Annotated in this window: 15 protein-coding genes; 10 read left to right on the forward strand and 5 right to left on the reverse strand. The window is 66.0% G+C overall.

The features are described from left to right. The first annotated feature begins 168 nt into the window (after positions 1-168). From AS156_RS35700 to AS156_RS35710, 3 genes are all read left to right on the forward strand, one after another. A complete protein-coding gene (locus tag AS156_RS35700; protein ID WP_066514192.1) occupies positions 169-3,981 on the forward strand; it encodes a hypothetical protein in 3,813 nt (1,270 codons plus the stop codon). Positions 3,982-4,386: 405 nt separating this feature from the next. Beyond that, positions 4,387-4,623 (forward strand): hypothetical protein, encoded by a 237-nt coding sequence (locus AS156_RS35705; RefSeq protein ID WP_066514194.1) that lies wholly within the window; start codon positions 4,387-4,389, stop codon positions 4,621-4,623. Between the two features lie 138 nt (positions 4,624-4,761). Next, a complete protein-coding gene (locus AS156_RS35710; RefSeq protein WP_066514196.1) occupies positions 4,762-6,015 on the forward strand; it encodes a YbfB/YjiJ family MFS transporter in 1,254 nt (417 codons plus the stop codon). A 3-nt stretch (positions 6,016-6,018) separates the two neighbouring features. Here AS156_RS35710 and AS156_RS35715 read toward each other — a convergent pair whose 3' ends face one another. From AS156_RS35715 to AS156_RS35735, 5 genes are all read right to left on the reverse strand, one after another. Next, on the reverse strand, positions 6,019-6,270 hold the full coding sequence (locus tag AS156_RS35715; RefSeq protein WP_136626601.1) for a hypothetical protein: 252 nt from the start codon (positions 6,268-6,270) through the stop codon (positions 6,019-6,021). 112 nt (positions 6,271-6,382) lie between these two features. Continuing rightward, on the reverse strand, positions 6,383-7,534 hold the full coding sequence (locus AS156_RS35720) for an aminotransferase class V-fold PLP-dependent enzyme (RefSeq protein ID WP_066514199.1): 1,152 nt from the start codon (positions 7,532-7,534) through the stop codon (positions 6,383-6,385). 62 nt (positions 7,535-7,596) lie between these two features. Further along, positions 7,597-8,481 (reverse strand): hypothetical protein, encoded by an 885-nt coding sequence (locus tag AS156_RS35725; RefSeq protein ID WP_066514202.1) that lies wholly within the window; start codon positions 8,479-8,481, stop codon positions 7,597-7,599. 86 nt (positions 8,482-8,567) lie between these two features. Continuing rightward, entirely contained in the window at positions 8,568-9,320 is a 753-nt protein-coding gene (fliP, locus tag AS156_RS35730) for a flagellar type III secretion system pore protein FliP (RefSeq protein WP_066514203.1), read from the reverse strand. Beyond that, on the reverse strand, positions 9,317-10,243 hold the full coding sequence (locus AS156_RS35735) for a flagellar biosynthetic protein FliO (protein ID WP_066514205.1): 927 nt from the start codon (positions 10,241-10,243) through the stop codon (positions 9,317-9,319). Before AS156_RS35735 ends, fliP begins: the two co-directional genes overlap by 4 nt. A gap of 358 nt (positions 10,244-10,601) precedes the next feature. On the opposite strand from AS156_RS35735, the gene flgB reads away from it, so the two are divergent. The 7 genes from flgB (at position 10,602) to cckA (ending at position 16,773) form a co-directional block, all read left to right on the forward strand. Further along, entirely contained in the window at positions 10,602-11,012 is a 411-nt protein-coding gene (flgB, locus tag AS156_RS35740; RefSeq protein ID WP_066514207.1) for a flagellar basal body rod protein FlgB, read from the forward strand. A gap of 27 nt (positions 11,013-11,039) precedes the next feature. Beyond that, positions 11,040-11,465, forward strand: a complete 426-nt coding sequence (flgC, locus tag AS156_RS35745; protein WP_066514209.1) for a flagellar basal body rod protein FlgC — start codon at positions 11,040-11,042, stop codon at positions 11,463-11,465. 29 nt (positions 11,466-11,494) lie between these two features. After that, a complete protein-coding gene (gene fliE / locus AS156_RS35750) occupies positions 11,495-11,806 on the forward strand; it encodes a flagellar hook-basal body complex protein FliE (RefSeq protein WP_066514211.1) in 312 nt (103 codons plus the stop codon). A 112-nt stretch (positions 11,807-11,918) separates the two neighbouring features. Then, positions 11,919-12,182 carry a flagellar biosynthesis protein FliQ gene (fliQ, locus tag AS156_RS35755; protein ID WP_066514213.1) on the forward strand — a complete coding sequence of 88 codons (264 nt, stop codon included), beginning with the start codon at positions 11,919-11,921 and terminating at the stop codon, positions 12,180-12,182. A gap of 18 nt (positions 12,183-12,200) precedes the next feature. Further along, positions 12,201-12,968, forward strand: a complete 768-nt coding sequence (fliR, locus tag AS156_RS35760) for a flagellar biosynthetic protein FliR (RefSeq protein WP_066514215.1) — start codon at positions 12,201-12,203, stop codon at positions 12,966-12,968. A gap of 17 nt (positions 12,969-12,985) precedes the next feature. Beyond that, complete coding sequence (gene flhB, locus AS156_RS35765; protein WP_066514217.1) at positions 12,986-14,059, forward strand: flagellar biosynthesis protein FlhB; 1,074 nt, start codon at positions 12,986-12,988, stop codon at positions 14,057-14,059. A 143-nt stretch (positions 14,060-14,202) separates the two neighbouring features. Next, positions 14,203-16,773, forward strand: coding sequence for a cell cycle histidine kinase CckA (gene cckA, locus AS156_RS35770; RefSeq protein WP_066514287.1), 2,571 nt, complete (start codon positions 14,203-14,205; stop codon positions 16,771-16,773). Positions 16,774-16,824: the final 51 nt, after the last annotated feature.

Here is a 16,824-nt window from a genome sequence, read left to right on the forward strand (position 1 = left end):
TCTCGGACGCTCCATCGCTGGCTCTGCTTGCTACGTCGTGCCGCGCCCTCGGCGTGGAAACTCCGCGTTGACGTTAACAGCTCCTTAACGCCGCCAATCCAAAATCGGAACGCGTGGGCGAGGGCGCTTCGCGCTGGCATCGTTAAGGCATTAAGAAGACGTTTCGAGATGGCGCGAACGGCTGCCGCTGGAACATGGTCGCTGGGCCGCGCGTGGACGCGGGCTGCGCGTCTGTGCCTGCTGGTCGCGGGCTTCGCTGCCGCCACCCTCACATATCCCGGCGCTGCGCGCGCTGACGATCCGGTGCCCGTGCCGGGTGAGGCGACATTCTCCGCTGCGAACGGCTATGCCCGGCTGGTGCTGAAGCTGAAGGAGGACGTCGATTCCGAGGTGACGACGGCGGGCTCCATCATCGTGATCCGCTTCAAGCGCCCGGTCGACATCCCTGTCGAGAAACTGTCCGATGCGGTGCCCGACTATGTCGGTTCCGCGCGCCGCGATCCGGACGGTTCGGCGATCCGCCTGTCGCTGGCACGCCGCGTCACCATCAACACCATGACTGCAGGCGAGCGCATCTTCGTCGACTTCCTGCCCGACGGCTGGACCGGCCCGCCGCCGCCGTTGCCGCAGGAGGTGATCCGCGAGCTCGCCGAACGTGCCCGCAACGCCGAGCGGCTGCTGCGCCTGCAGCGCGCTGCCGATGCCGCGAAGAAGCGGCCGCCGGTGCGGGTGCGCGCGCTGTTGCAGCCCACCTTCGTTCGCTTCGTCTTCGAGGTTCCTGACGGTGTCGGCGTCTCCTCGGTGCTGAACGAGCAGAAGCTGACGCTCTCCTTTAACGCGGTGCTGGCCTTCGACCTTGCCGACGCCAAGGTCGCCGCGCCTCCGAACGTTGCGTCGATCAGTGCGCGCGCCGATACGGATACGTCGGCGGTCGACATGACGCTGATCGGCGATGTCGACGTGCATTCGTTCCGCGACGAGAAGAACTACATCGTCGACGTCGCCTTCCAGCAGAGCGACCAGCAGGCTCAGGCCAAGCCCGCGCTCTCCGCGCTGATGCCCGCACCTCGCGCCAAGTCGAAGGCCGCGATGCCGCGAGAGCAGGCCGCGATCCCGCCCGTCACCTCGGAAGGCATCGCGCAACAGGCCAAGATCGAGATCAAGCCCGACCAGCCGAAATCCGAGCAGGCCCAGGGCGCACCGGCGAGGCCGGAGCAGGGTAATGCCGAGCAATCCGCATCTGCGCCGAGTCAATCGGAGCCGCCCAAGCCGGAATCGTCAAAGCCGGAATCGTCAAAGTCGGAGCCGTCCAACGCTGTGGCCGCGCCGGCAGAGAGGGTCCCCGCGACCGAGAACGTTGTTGCGCCGTCCGCGCCGCATGACGGTGCGGCTGGACCTGCTGCGGAAGCGAGCCCGGCGGCTGCGACCGATGCGCCGAAATCGATGCCTCCTGCCGCGGAGGCACCGAAGGCGGCCGTGGCGCAATCGCCGTCCGCCGAGGCGCGCCCGAACGGCACGCCCGGGGTCGAGGCGCAGCGCGACAGCGATGGGCTGCGCGTGACGTTTTCGTTCGCGGCGGCCACGCCGACCGCGTTGTTCCGCCGCGGCGATGCGGTCTGGATGGTGTTCGATACGCCTGCCGCGATCGATGTCGATCCGATCCGCGCCAAGGGCGGCTCCATCATCGCCGATGTCACCCGGATCGCGCTGGAGAAGGGGCAGGCGGTCCGCTTCCGCCTCAACCGGCCGCAGATGCCGTCGCTCGAGAGCGACGACCGTTCGCGCGGTGTCAGCTGGACTCTGACATTCGCCGACCGCGTCCAGAAGCCGCCGCTGCCGCTCAACGTGGTCCGCAACATCACCGAGCCCGCGCTCGCCAATGTCAGCGTGCCGCTCGCCAACCCCGGCCAATTCCACAAGCTGGTCGATCCGGATGCCGGCGACACGCTCTGGGTCGTGACCGCGCCTCCGCCGACCCGCGGTATCCTCAAACGGCAGGATTTCGTCGAGCTGTCGCTGTTGGAATCGATCCACGGCCTTGTGGTCCGTCCGAACGCCGACGACGTCAAGGCGGAGATCGGCGACGACAAGGTGACTCTGGGCCGTCCCGGTGGTCTCACGCTGTCGTCGGCCGACGTTGCCGCCGAGCGCGCGACTGCCGCGGTCAGGCCGCTGTTCGATGCCGACGAGTGGCACAAGAATAGATCGGACAATTTCCTCAACCGCCTCGACAGCCTGATTGCGACCGCGGCATCGGCCAATGCCGACCAGCTGCCGCAGGCGCGGCTCGATCTGGCCGAATTCTACATGTCGCGCGGCATGTATGAGGAAGCCCATGCGGTCACCAACCTGATGCTGTCAGAGAGCAAGCGCGGCGGCGAGACGCCGGCGATGGTGATGACGCACGCGATCGCGAGCATCCTGATCGGCCATCCGGAGCAGGGCCTGAAGGATCTCGCCAACCCGGTGATCGGCAACGGATACGATTCGCAATTGTGGAAGGGACTGGCCTTCGCGCGCGAGGGCAAATGGGTCGAAGCCCGCGAGAAGTTCAAGAACGTCGAGTTCTCGGTGGCGACCTTGCCGTCGGACCTGCAGCGCATCGTCAACATGGATGCGATGAAGGCCTCGCTCGAGGTCAAGGACTATGCCGGCGCCGCGCGGCGCAAGAGCGACCTCGACGTGGTCGGCATCCCCGATGACCTCAAGCCGGCGATGGCTGTGCTGAAGGGCCGGCTGGCAGAAGCTCTCGGCCAGGAGAAGGATGCGCTCGACGCCTATCACTTCGCCGCCACCTCCGCCAACCGTCCGGCGGCCGCGGAAGGCGAGCTGCTCGAGACCTTGCTGCGGCAGAAGCGCGGCGAGATCGGCCAGGATGAGGTGCTGAAGCAGCTCGAGCTGCTGTCGATGATGTGGCGCGGCGACAGCATCGAGCTGAAGACGCTGTTCGTGTTGTCGAAGATCTACGCCGACACCGGACGCTATGCCGACGCCTTCGCCGCGAGCCGCGCCGCGACGCGGCTGCAGCCGAACGCGCCGGAGTCGCGGCAGGCGCAGGATGCGGCCTCGGCGCTGTTCGTGCAGCTCTTCCTCGGTCCCAAGGGCGACGAGATGTCGCCGATCGACGCGCTGAGCACCTTCTACGAATACCGCGAGCTGACCCCGATCGGCCGCCGCGGCGACGAGATGATCCGCAGGCTGTCCGATCGCCTTGTCGGGGTCGACCTCCTCGATCAGGCCGCCGACCTGCTGCAGTATCAGGTCGACAAGCGGCTCGACGGCGCGGCGCGCGCGCAGGTCGCCGCCCGCCTTGCCATGGTGTATCTGACCAACCGCAAGCCCGACCGCGCCATCGCCGCGCTGCGCTCGACCCGCATCGCCGACCTCTCCGGCGAATTACGCCAGCAGCGGCTGCTGCTCGAGGCGCGCGCGCAGAGCGACGTCGGCCGGCACGATCTCGCACTTGATATCATCTCGAACATCACCGGCCGTGAGGCGATCCGGCTGCGCTCGGATATCTACTGGGCGGCGCGGCGCTGGCGCGAGGCCTCCGAGCAGATCGAGCTCTACTATGGCGATCGCTGGCGCGACTTCACCCCGCTCAATGCCGCCGAGAAGGCCGACATCATCCGCGCCGTGGTCGGCTATGCGCTCGCCGAGGACGCCATCGGCCTGTCGCGGTTCCGCGAGAAATATGCGCCGCTGATGTCGGGCGAGGCCGACAAGCTGGCGTTCGACGCCGCAAGCAAGCCGGTCGCGACCTCGAGCGCCGAGTTCGCCGCGATCGCCAGGATGGCCGCGAGCGTCGATACGCTGGACGGCTTCATCCGCGAGATGAAGAACCGCTTCCCCGACGCCACGGCCCGCGCGCCGCTGCCGGATCCGGTTGCGACCGGTTCACTGCCGGACAAGGCGAAGATCGAGCCGGTGAGTACATTGCCTGCCATCAAGGGCGAGCGGAGCGCCAGCGCGTCGCGCTAACGCGGGCCATCATAAGACCGCGATGTCCGCCATTAGGATATGGCGACACGCGCGTAGCACCGGAGCAAATCGGCCTTAGGCCAAGGCAGACGCCACCTTTCGAAGCACTCAATGTCACAATTCGGTATTGAAGGGCCGAATCCGAGCTCGGGTGCCATCGATGACGGGCCTATGCTGCGATGCCGTGACCGGGATTGGCCCTGGCCTAAAATAGTCGCCGATCCAATTGACTCTGCTTGGAGGCGGCGTAGCCTCGTTCACGGATCGCGAGCAGGCCTCCCACGCCAGCCGAGCCAGAGCGGGTCGCTCCCGCCAGCGCCAGTCAAAGTGGGCCGATTCCACGCGTAAGGTGCACCGAAGCGGCGCTGGCAACAGCGCCGTTTCTGCTGAGGAGACGTCGTCACCATGAGCAAGCCGATCAAGACCGCAGCCGAACTCATCGCGATGGCGCGGGCCGAGCTGGAGGTGCACGCCGACTGTCCTGATGGCATCGACATCTCCATTCTCCGCGACGGGGAGAGCTGGGAATTCCGCGCCAGCGCCGACGCCGCCACCGTGGCCAAGCCCGGCTATCCCGAATGCGTCGCGATGCTGGTGCAGATCGGCGACCATCTCAGCAAGCAATATGCCGTGACGGGCTGACGAAGGGCGAGCGAGAACCCGAGGCATCGATATCTGCGTCGCGTGGCTTCCGCGCGCGGGTCTGTGTTCGCTGCGAATGATCGCTGCGATCGGAACTAATCATTTTCCATGAACTGCCCCAGGGCCTAGTTCATGGGGATGTCGAGTACGAATGTCGATCATCATCGTCGCCGCCACGCTTCGTCGCATCAGGCTGCCGGCGGGCCGGTGTGGCTGTCTGCGGCCGCCGGGCTCTGTGCCTCGCTGGTCGGGCTCGGGCTGGCGCGCTTCGCCTATACGCCGCTGATCCCGGCGCTGATCGCCGCGAAATGGTTCACGCCGGCGGAAGCCGTCTATCTCGGCGCCGCCAATCTTGCCGGCTATCTCGCCGGTGCTCTGATCGCGCGCGATCTCGGCGCACGCATCGGTTCGGTATGGGCGTTGCGCGGCACGATGGTCCTGGCGGCGATAACCTGCTTTGCCTGCGCGGTGCCGATCTCGTTCATCTGGTTCTTCGGCTTCCGCTTTCTCGCCGGTGCCAGCGGCGGCGTGATCATGGTGCTGGCGGCGACCGCGATCCTGCCGCACACCGCGCCGAGCAAGCGGGGTTTCGTTGGCGGCGTGATCTTTGCTGGCGTCGGACTTGGCGTTGCAGCATCGGGCACTCTCGTTCCGTTGCTGCTGCGGCAGGGGCTCATGCAGGCCTGGTATGGCCTTGGCATGCTGTCGGCGCTGCTGACGCTGGTCAGCTGGAGAGCATGGCCGACCGATGTCCCTGCAGCGCAGGACGGCGAGGAGCATCATGGCAAGGTTCATGGCAATGCTCACGGTGCGCGGTCGCCGCTGGTGCTGATGCTGAGCCTGGAGTACGGCCTCAACGCGCTGGCGCTGGTGCCGCACATGGTGTTCCTGGTCGATTTCGTCGCGCGCGGGCTCGGGCAGGGAATTGCAGCGGGATCGCACTACTGGGTGCTGTACGGCCTCGGCGCCGTTGTCGGTCCGCTGCTGGCCGGGCATCTCGCCGATCGCTCCGGATTCGCCGCTGCGCTGCGCGTGGCCTTCCTGATCGAGGCCATGGCGGTCGCACTGCCTGCGGTGAGTTCATCGCCCGCCGCGTTGATCCTGTCGAGCATTGTCGTCGGCGGCTTCACACCCGGCATCGTGCCGCTCGTCATCGGCCGCATCCACGAACTGATCCCGCACTCGGCCGCCAGCCAGCGCACAGCCTGGGCGCAGGCGACCACGACATTCGCACTGTTCCAGGCGGCGGGCGCCTACGGGCTGTCGTATCTGTTCGCGCAAAGCGGCGGCAACTACGCGCTGCTGTTCGTGATCGGCGCGGCCGCGGTCGTCGTGGCGCTGGCGCTCGACCTGATCAGCGCCGCCGTATCGACGCGCGGGCGCAAGACCTGAGCGCTAGCGCTCGGTCTGCCCCAACGTCGGCGTCGGGATGTCAGCGGAGGTTTCGCGGTTGTGCTCGGCCGCGTTGTGCGAGGAAAAGTCTGCGAGGATCGATCCGTAGAGGCTGAATGATACGATCGTCCAGTTGTTGGCAACGCGACGATTGCCGCTTTCCAACTCTTCGATGAACTTCCGCACTGTCATGCCCACCATTCCCCCGCGGGCACGAAGCACCGGATGCAGCGCGACAGGTGTGAAGCGGTTCACATTTGACGCTTCTGCATCCCGGAGAGCGACCGGTGTGGTGAATGAATGGTTGCGAGAAACGCGGATCGAGCCACGCGTCCCGCACGCTCCCGCGACCTCGCTCGAAAACGCTCTATCCGCGCAGGCGTTGCCGCAGCACTGCGACAAAGCGGTCGGCATCGGCCTCGTCGTTGAAGACGTGCGGCGAGACGCGCATCCGGCCGAGCCGCAGCGCGACATGGGCGTTCTCGGCGGCGAGGTGCGCGACCAGGTCCTTCGGCACGCCGCCCGCCATGCCGAGGCTCAGGATATGCGGCGCGCGCAGTCTCCGTTCCAGCGCGCTGAGACCGAGGTCGTGCACCCCGTCCGCGATCCGCTGTGTAAGCATCGCGAGCCGTTCGCCGACGGCGGCCGCGCCCCAGTCCGCCATCATCTCCATGCCGATGGACGCCATCTCCAGCGAGATGAAATGATCGCGCTCGCCCATGTCGTAGCGTCGGGCGTTGTCGACATAGGCGAGATCGCCGAAATAGACCGGATTCTCGGAGTTGACGTTGCGGCGCCCGCCCGAGGTCTGCTCCAAGGGGACACCGTTCTGGTGGCGCTTCGCGACATAGAGGAAGGCGCGGCCGTACGGGCCGATCAGCCATTTGTAGGTCGGGAAGAGCACCGCGTCGGGATCGAGCCGCTTGACGTCCATCGCCACGACGCCGGCGCTCTGCGTCGCATCGATCACGAACATCGCGCCCTGCCGCCGCAGCGCCGCCTGCACCTTGTCGACGTCGATCATGCCGCCGTCCGACCAGTGCACCGACGAGATCGAGGCGAGGCCGACCGGCGATGCGCCTGACCGCTCGATCGCGGCAAGCACCGCCGAGGTCCAGTCGCCGTCGGCGGGCTGGCGGACAGTCTCGACCGTAAAGCCCTGCTCGTCGGCGCGGGCGTGCCATTCGAGCACCGGCGAGGAGTGATCATTCTCCAGCACGATGACGCGCGTGGCGCGCGGAATGGTCAGCACCTTGGCCATCGTCGCGACGCCGTAGCTGATCGCGGGGATCAGCGCGATGTCGTCAACGTCGGCATTGATCAGGCGCGCCGCCGCCGCGCGGGCGCGTTCATGCTGGCGGCGGGCGAAGTCCGCATCCAGCGTCCAGGGCTGGCCTTTCCGCGCCACCGCCACACGGCCGGCCTCGAGCGTTTTCCGCGGGAGCGGGCTGTAGGAGGCCGAGTTCAGGTAGCAAACGTCTTGCGGAACGTCGAACAGATGGCGCTGCGAAGGAAGCATGACGGCTCGTGGCTGGCGTTGTCGCGGATGATGTCGGAGGCGGGAAGCGGATGTGCCGATTGTTATCCGTCGTACTGATCCGGTCCCATCGCCCACGGCGCCTGGTCGTGGCCGTGGGCGAAGGTCCGGTTGGTCTGTGCGGGATTGCGGTTGATCAGCGGCCGCAGATACATCGGGTGTGTGGCGCTGCGCACCTCGTGCTCGACGGTGAACAGGTGCCGGCCGTCTTTGGGATCGATGATATCGCAGAAGCGGTACTGGTATTGATTGTCCTCGCGCGAGATCAGCCCGCGCTCGCGCAGCCGCTTGTAGGGGCCCGAGAAATCCGTGATGTAGATCTGGACATGATGGCCGTCGAACTCCGGCTGAGCCCGGTCGCTCTCGCGGAATTGCAGATACTGATCCTTGCCGACCCTGGCGCGCGCGACGACGCCGTCGCCGCTCGCGACGCTCGCAGGTATACCAACGATCTCGGGATAGAACCGGGCTATCGCCTCGGCGGTGCCGCGCGGCACCTCGAACTCGACATAGGGCATGCCGAGCGTGACGCGTCCGAAGCGCCTTGCGTCCGGCTCGTAGCAGCGCAGGCGATTGCCCCAGGGGCAGGTGGCCTCGACATGATCATTGTGCTCGCGATAGGCGAAGGCGGTACCTTCGAGCTTCGGCGCGACGGACGCTAGACGGGCGAGCAGCGCCTGCCGTCCCGCGATCACGATTGCGGTGTGACCGCGCAGCACCTGCGGCCGGCCGCTCGGCAGATGAAACTGGCTGCGGCCGACATTCACCCACATGTTGCTGTCGGAGACCATCAGGTAGGGATCGCGGGTCAGGCCGATCCCGGCGACGTAGAACAGCGTGGCCAGGCGCTGGTCAGGCACCTGCACATTGACGTGCTCGAGATGAATGGCGTTGCCAAGATCTTCGGCGGCGCGGTCGAACTGTTGCATGGACGCGGCTCTCCGGATGCGACGCCGCGTATGATAGTGGAATGCGGCGGCCGATCCAGCGAGCGGGCCATGAATGTTTCGCGGGGCTACCCCCCGTAACTCTGCACCAGGCTGCCGGCGACCAGCGACCAGCCGTCCACCAGCACGAAGAAGATCAGCTTGAACGGCAGCGAGACCACCACCGGCGGCAGCATCATCATGCCCATCGACATCAACACCGAGGCGACCACGAGGTCGATGATCAGGAATGGCAGGAACAAGAGGAAGCCGATCTCGAAGGCGCGCTTCAGTTCGGAGATCATGAAGGCCGGCACCAGGATGCGCAGCGACATCTCGTCCGGCGTCGCTGGCGGCGGCTCGCCGGAGAGGTCCATGAAGAGCTTCAGGTCCTTCTCGCGCACGTTCTTCTGCATGAAGCCGCGCAACGGCACCGAGGCGCGCTGCAGCGCTTCCTCGACGCCGATCTGGTTGGCGACCAGCGGCTTGATGCCGTCGTCGTAGGATTTCTGCAGCACCGGTCCCATGACGAATGCGGTGAGGAACATCGCCAGCGCGATCATCACCGAGTTCGGCGGCGCGGTCGCGGTGCCGAGCGCGGTGCGCAGCAGCGACAGCACCACCACGATGCGCGTGAACGACGTCATCATGATCAGGATCGACGGTGCGATCGACAGCACCGTGAGCAGCGCGATCAGCTGGATCGCGCGCTCGGTGACGCCGCCATTGCCGCCGCCGAGGTTGATGCTGATATCCTGCGCCATCGCCGGATCGGCGAACGATCCGGCGGCGATCAGTACAGCGATGAAAAAAACTCTACGCGGGAGGCTCGCGAGCCTCACGAAGGATTCTTCGGTCGGCCGAGCAGGGAGGCCATCTCATCCTCGAGATTCTCGAACCCGCTTTTTTGCGGCGCCGACGCCGGCGACGCGGGCGGCTCGCTGCGTGGCGGACGCACCGGTGGAGCTTCGGGCGCAACCGGCGGCGCGACGGTGTCGCCACCGCCCGAGGGACGGCGCAGTGCCGCCTCAAGCCGCTGTGCCATCTCGGCGAGATTGGCGTCGGCGTTCGAGGGAGGCGGCGGTGGCGCCGGAGGCGTCGGCGTCGCGGCCTGCGGCAGCGGTGCGGCAGCGGCGCGCTCGGGCGCGCGCAGCGGCGGCGGCGCCTTTGGCGGCTCGGCGGCACGCGGCGGACGCGGGATGGCCGGTTCGGAGCGCGGCAGCCGCTGCGGCATCGGATCAGGGCGCGGCTCGGTCCGCTCGGGCGTGAAGCCGGTAAGCGGATCGCTGCGGCGTTCGGAGGCGGGCGCGGAGCGACGGACCTCGTCGGCAAAGGAAGGCCGGGCCGGACGCGACGGCAGTTCAGGCAACTGCGGCTCCTGATCGAAGTCGGTGCGCGCCGCCTCGCTCTCGTTCCAGGCGGCATCCGGCAGCGGCGCGACGCGGGGCGGAGCCGAGTCGGTTGCGACGGCCGGTCGCGCCGACATCTGGTCGCGTCCCGGGCTCGCCCGCACGATGTTGGGCTCCACGACGATGTCGCTCGGGCCGCCGATCATCAAGAGATGCTCGACATTGTCGCGGCGGACCAGCACCAGCCGGCGGCGGCCATCGACCGCGGCGGCGTCAATCACGGCCAGCCGCGGCATGCGCCCGCGATTGGCGTTGGCGCCAAGGGGGTTTCCTCCGAAGCGGCGGACGAGCCACGCAGCAACGCCGATCAGCGCCAGCACGGCTACGAATGCGAAGACGAATGTTAGTGCCTGCATACTGGAGTCCCCGGCCATCGTGGCCATCCTCGGCTACCGCCTTCAGTGAGCGCCGACTGATCATGCGGATTGCGCAGCGAATCGCGCCCGAGATCCGCCTTATTCCTTAATTCCCCGCGGCTTGCAGCCGACTGTTCTATTAATAAACCAAGAATCGCTTGTCCCAAAACGACTTCTCAGCGTGCCACGCTGGCTTGGTCGGCGCTTGGTTAACGCAGCTTTCGTGGCGAAAATGCACTCGCAAGCCGCAATTGCGGCGTTCTCCACGGATCAGTCGCCACTTTTAACTCTCCGTTAACCATACACCGGGCAAATTCTGCCTACCTCAGGGGGCCCAGAGGTTAACGGAGCCGCGCCCATGTCCATGAACGATCTCCCGATCCTGTCGGCGTTGCGCACCAAGATGCAGTGGCACCAGGAACGCCAGCGCGTGCTCGCCGAGAACATCGCCAATTCGGACACGCCGAGCTTCCGGCCCCGCGACCTGGTCGAGCCGAAGTTCGACAAGGCCGGTTCCACGGTCGGCGCGGGCCTCGGGACGCTGCCGATGATGCAGACCAGTGCCAGCCACATGACGGCGTCGGGGGCGCCCGAGACATTCGACAATGACCGCGGCAAGAGCGGCTTCCAGACCCGGCCGGCCGGCAACGCGGTCAATCTCGAGGACCAGATGCTGAAGGTGTCCGCCAACCAGATGGACTACGCGGCGGTCACCTCGCTCTACAGCAAAAGCCTGCATTTGCTGAAGACGGCGATCGGCAAGGGCTAGGCCGTCTGAGGGCGGCGGGAGGATGTCATGGCAGATGAGATAAGCGATTTCGCCCGCTCGATGAGCATCGCGACCTCGGGCCTGCGCGCGCAGGCGGGGCGGATGCGGGTGATCTCGGAAAATATCGCCAACGCCGATTCGACCGCGCAGACCGCGGGTGGCGACCCCTACCGGCGCAAGGTGCCGACCTTCTCCTCGACCCTCGACCGCACGCTCGACGCCCAGGTGGTGTCGCTCGGCAAGGTGAGCCCGGACCGCTCGTCGTTCCGGATCAAGCATGAGCCGGGCAATCCGGCGGCGGACGCCTCCGGCAACGTCAAATATCCCAACGTCAATCCGATGGTCGAAATGACCGACATGCGGGACGCCCAGCGCTCCTACGAGGCGAACCTCAACATCATCAGCGCGACGCGGCGGATGATCCAGCGCACGCTCGACATCCTCAAGTCCTGACACAACAAGAACAGCAGGGATCGTAGATCATGGCTTCACCGACCGTCGCCGCCAACGCGTACGCCAATTTCGCCAAGTTGATGGAGCGTGGCGGGCTCGAGAAAACCGGCAGCCCGGTCGCCGGGCCGTCGTTCGGCGAGCTCGTGAAGGACGCCGTCGGCAGCGTGATGGAGGTCGGCAAGAAGTCCGATGCGCAGACCATGGCGATGGCGTCGGGCAAGGCCAACGTGATGGACGTGGTGACCGCGGTCGCCGACACCGACGTCGCGGTGTCGACCCTGGTCTCTGTGCGCGATCGCGTGATCCAGGCCTACGAAGACATCATGAAGATGCCGATCTGACGTCCCTTGGGACGTCATCCCGGGGCGCGAAGCGAACCCGGGATCTCGAGATTCCGGGTTCGCGCTTTGCGCGCCCCGGAATGACGAAAGATAACCGAAAGCGAGAACAACGATGACCGGCCCTGAAACTCTCGACGTGGCGCGTGATGCGATCTGGACCATCGTGGTGGTGTCGTCGCCACTGATGGTGGTCGGCCTGGTGGTCGGCGTGGTGGTGTCGCTGTTCCAGGCGCTGACGCAGATCCAGGAACAGACCCTGGTCTTCGTGCCGAAGATACTGGCGATCTTCGTCACGTTACTATTGGCGCTGCCATTCATGGCCGATTCGCTTCACGCTCACATGATGCGGATTTCATCGCGAATCATCGGCGGTTGATGCACTAATGCCGCGGTCATGCGCATCGATATCTCCCTGCTGCCGGCGCTGGCCGCGGTCTTCGTGCTTGTCTTCGCGCGCGTGGGCGCAATGGTGATGCTGCTGCCCGGCTTCGGCGAGACCAACATCCCGGCACGGGTGAAACTGTCCATCGCGCTGCTGCTGACGCTGATCATCCTGCCGCTGCATCGCAACGCCTATCATGTCGACGTGACGTCGATCGCCTCGATCGGGGTCCTGATGGTGCATGAGCTCATCATCGGCATCGTGCTCGGCGCGACCGCGCGGGTGACGCTGTCCGCGCTCAACGTCGCGGGTTCCGTCATCGCCCAGCAGCTCGGCCTCGGCTTCGTCACCGCCGTCGATCCGACCCAGGGCCAGCAGGGCCAGATCGTCGGCAACTTCCTCACCATCCTCGGCATCACGCTGCTGTTCGCGACCGACAGCCACTATCTCGTCATCGCGGCGCTGAGCGACAGCTACCGGATCTTCTCGCCGGGCGAGGTGATGCCGAGCGGCGATGTCGCTTCGCTCGCGACCAGCGCGTTTGCCGCCGCCTTCAAGATCGGACTGCAGCTTTCGGCGCCGTTCCTGGTGTTCGGCCTCGTGTTCAACATCGGCCTCGGCGTGCTCGCGCGGCTGATGCCGCAGATGCAGGTCTATTTCGTCGGCGTGCCGCTCTCGATCATGATCGGATTCCTGATCTTCGGCCTCGTGCTCGCGGCGATGATGGGCACCTATCTCGATTATTTCCTCGGCGTCATGCGCCAGCTCGCTCCGAACTAGAACGACCGGGAGCCGAGATGGCTGAGGATACCGAGGACAAAACAGAAGACCCTACGCAAAAACGTCTCGACGATGCGCTTGAGAAGGGCGACGTCGTCAAGAGCCAGGAGGTCAACACCTGGTTCATCATCGCCGGTGCGACGCTGGTGTTGTCGACGTTTTCCAGCTCGATCGGCGATGGCATCCTGATGCCGCTGCGCAACCTGATCGCCAATTCATGGATGATCCGCACCGATGGTGCCGGTCTCCTCCAGTTGACCCAGTCGCTTGGTTACTCCGTCGTCGCAGCGATCGGTGTGCCGTTCCTGATGCTGGCGCTGGCGGCGATCGCGGGCAACATGATCCAGCATCGTCTGGTGTGGTCGGCCGAGTCGCTAACGCCGAAATTATCCAAGATCTCGCCGGGCGCCGGCTTCAAGCGGCTGTTCGGCAAGCAGGCGGTGGCGAACTTCCTGAAGGGCATATTCAAGCTGATCGCGCTCGGCGCCGTCATGGTCGCGGTGCTGTGGCCGGATCGCTTCCGCATGGAAGCGTTTCTGCATCTCGACCCGTCGGAGCTTCTGCCCGCGGTCACCAGCATGACGGTGCACCTGATGGCCGCGGTGGTCGCGATCCTCGCGGTGGTCGCGATCGGCGACTACTTCTTCCAGTACCGGACCTGGTATGAGCGTCACAAGATGTCGCTGCAGGAGATGAAGGAGGAGTTCAAGCAGTCGGAAGGCGATCCGCACATCAAGGGCAAGATCAAGCAGTTGCGGGTTCAGCGCGCCAGGAAGCGCATGATGGCCCAGGTTCCCAAGGCCTCGGTAATCATCACCAACCCGACCCACTTCTCGGTGGCGCTGGCCTATGACCGCAGCATGTCCGCGCCGGTCTGCGTCGCCAAAGGCACCGATAATCTGGCCTTCAAGATCAGGGAGATCGCCAAGGAGCACGACATTCCGATCGTCGAAAACGTGCCGCTGGCCCGCGCGCTCTATGCCACCGTCGAGGTCGATCAGGAGATCCCGGTCGAGCACTATCACGCGGTTGCCGAAATCATCGGCTACGTGATGCGGCTGAGGCGCGGATTGTCCGGCCTGCGCTCGTAAAACCGGCGGATATCCGCTTGAAATACGCGTAACTTGCGAAATTGCGGCCTGATGGACTTGGTTTTCGGGTCCGATTCAGGCACTCAGGGGCAGGCGGCCGATCCGGACGCCCCTCTCGATGCAGACGAGCTATGTCTCTCCAGATGACTGTCGAATCCAACGATCATCCCGCGACCGAGCCGTTCGTGGCCCATGGACCGGTGCGGCGGGGCGGCAGCATCCTGCTGGTGCTCCTGATCGCGGCCGGCATCGTCGCGGTCGCGGTCTGGCTCATGACCATCGGCCGCAGCCAGGCGCAGCCCTATATCCTCGGCCTGCTGGCGCTGCTTGCGACCTTCGGTCTGTTCAACCTGTTCGCCTTTGCCGCCGGCATCATCCGCTTCTCCGACCGCGCCACCGACGACCCCGTGACGGGGCGCATCGCCGATCAGGCTCAGGAGGGGCTCGTCGTCACCGACGCGCGCGGCCACGTCGTCTATTCCAATGCCGCCTATCTCGCGCTGACCGGCGCGGCCGGGCCGCAGGACGTCCGCCCCGTGGAGCGCGTCTTCATCGGTAACCCTGACGTCTCCGAAGCGGTGTTCCGCCTGTTGAAGGCAGCGCGTGAGGGCAAGCGGCAGCAGGAGGAGGTCCGGATCGCCGGCCGCGACGGCAGCCAGGGCCGCTGGTTGCGGCTGCGGGTGCGTCCGCTCGGCCAGGGCAAGCGCGACGCGAAATATGCGGTGTGGTCGATCGCCGACATCACCCGCGACCGCGAGCGCCAGGAGGACGTGTTCCAGGAGTTGCGGCATGCGATCGAATATCTCGACCACGCGCCCTGCGGTTTCTTCTCGGTCAATCCGGCCGGCGAAGTCGCCTATATCAACGCGACGCTGGCCAACTGGCTCGATTACGACCTCGCCGAGATCGGCTCGGGCGGCCTGAAGCTCGCCGACATCGTCTCCGGCGATGGTGCGGCGCTGCTGACCTCGATCGTGCCGGTGCCGGGCGAGGTGAAGACCGAGGTGTTCGACATCGACCTGCGGATGCGCGGCGGCAAGACCGTGCCGGTGCGGCTCTATCACAAGCTCGCCTTCGGCGCCGACGGTGCGGCAGGCGCCTCGCGCACGCTGGTGATCAGCCGCGCCCGCGATGAGCATTCAGATCCGGAGCGCGCCGCCGAGGTGCGCTTCATGCGCTTCTTCGACCACACACCGATGGCGATCGCGACGGTGGATCGCGGCGGCAATGTGGTGGGCGCCAATGCGCGCTATGCCAAGCTTGCGCAGAGCCTGAGCGGCGAGGGCGGTGCCGCCAAATCGATCTTCCGCGCGGTCAATCCGCGCGACCGCGGCCTCCTGATCGCGGCGATCAACCAGGCCGCCGAGGGCCAGGGCGACATCGCGCCGGTCGAGGTGATGCTTGATGGCGCGAAGGAGCGCTTCGCGCAGTTCTTCGTCACCACGGTAGAGAAGGACGAGCGCGACGCCGAGACCGCGATCGTCTACATGCTCGAGACCACCGAGCGGCGTGCGCTGGAAAACCAGATCAACCAGTCGCAGAAGATGGAGATGGTCGGTCAACTCGCCGGCGGCATCGCGCACGATTTCAATAACGTGCTCTCGGCCATCATGATGGCGAACGATTTCCTGCTGAACGCGCACAAGCCGACCGATCCGTCGTTCCAGGACATCATGCAGATCAAGCAGAACGCCACCCGCGCCGCGACGCTGGTGCGGCAACTGTTGGCATTCTCGCGCCGCCAGACGCTGCGTCCGCAGGTGCTCGATCTCGGCGATGCGCTTTCCGACCTCACCATGCTGCTGCGCCGGCTGATCGGCGAGAAGGTCAAGCTCGACCTGGTGCATGGCCGCGACCTCTGGCCGATCAAGGTCGACGTCTCCCAGTTCGAGCAGGTGATCGTCAACCTGGCGGTGAACGCGCGCGATGCGATGCCTGACGGCGGCAAGCTGAGCATCCGCACCGCCAACGTGTCGACCGAGGAGGCCGCGCAGCTCGCCAACAAGGGCATGCCGGCAGCGGACTATGTGAAGATCGAGATCTCGGACACCGGCACCGGCATTCCGGCCGATATCATCGACAAGATCTTCGAGCCGTTCTTCTCCACCAAGGAGGTCGGCAAGGGCACCGGCCTCGGCCTGTCCACGGTCTACGGCATCGTCAAGCAGACCGGCGGCTTCATCTATGTCGATTCCAGGCCGGGCGAGGGCACCACGTTCCGCATCTATCTGCCGCGGCACCGGGTCGAGCAGGAGGCCGTGTCCGAGGCCCACGCCGGCAACGGCACTGCGAAGGATTCCGTCGTCGCCGCGGAGGCCGCCAAGCCGAAGCCCGATCTCACCGGTCAGGGCACCATCCTGCTCGTGGAAGACGAGGACGGCCTGCGCGCATTGAACGCGCGCGGCCTGCGCTCACGTGGCTACAGCGTGATCGAGGCCGCGAACGGCGTCGAGGCGATGGAGGCTTTCGACGAGAAGAACGGCGCGGTCGATCTCGTCGTTTCCGACGTGGTGATGCCGGAGATGGACGGACCGACGCTGCTCAAGGAGATGCGTGGCCGCAATCCGGAACTGAAGATCATCTTCGTATCCGGCTATGCCGAAGACGCGTTCGAGAAGAGCCTGCCCGAGAACCAGCAATTCGCATTCCTGCCGAAGCCGTTCACGCTGACCCAGCTGGTCGCCGCGGTGAAGGAAACCATGGCGCCGCAATAGGATGTGCGTCGCCTCCACATGAACATAATGTCACATCTCCGCGACTGAGGG

The sequence above is a fragment of the Bradyrhizobium macuxiense genome (genome assembly GCF_001542415.1).
Classification (GTDB): domain Bacteria; phylum Pseudomonadota; class Alphaproteobacteria; order Rhizobiales; family Xanthobacteraceae; genus Bradyrhizobium; species Bradyrhizobium macuxiense.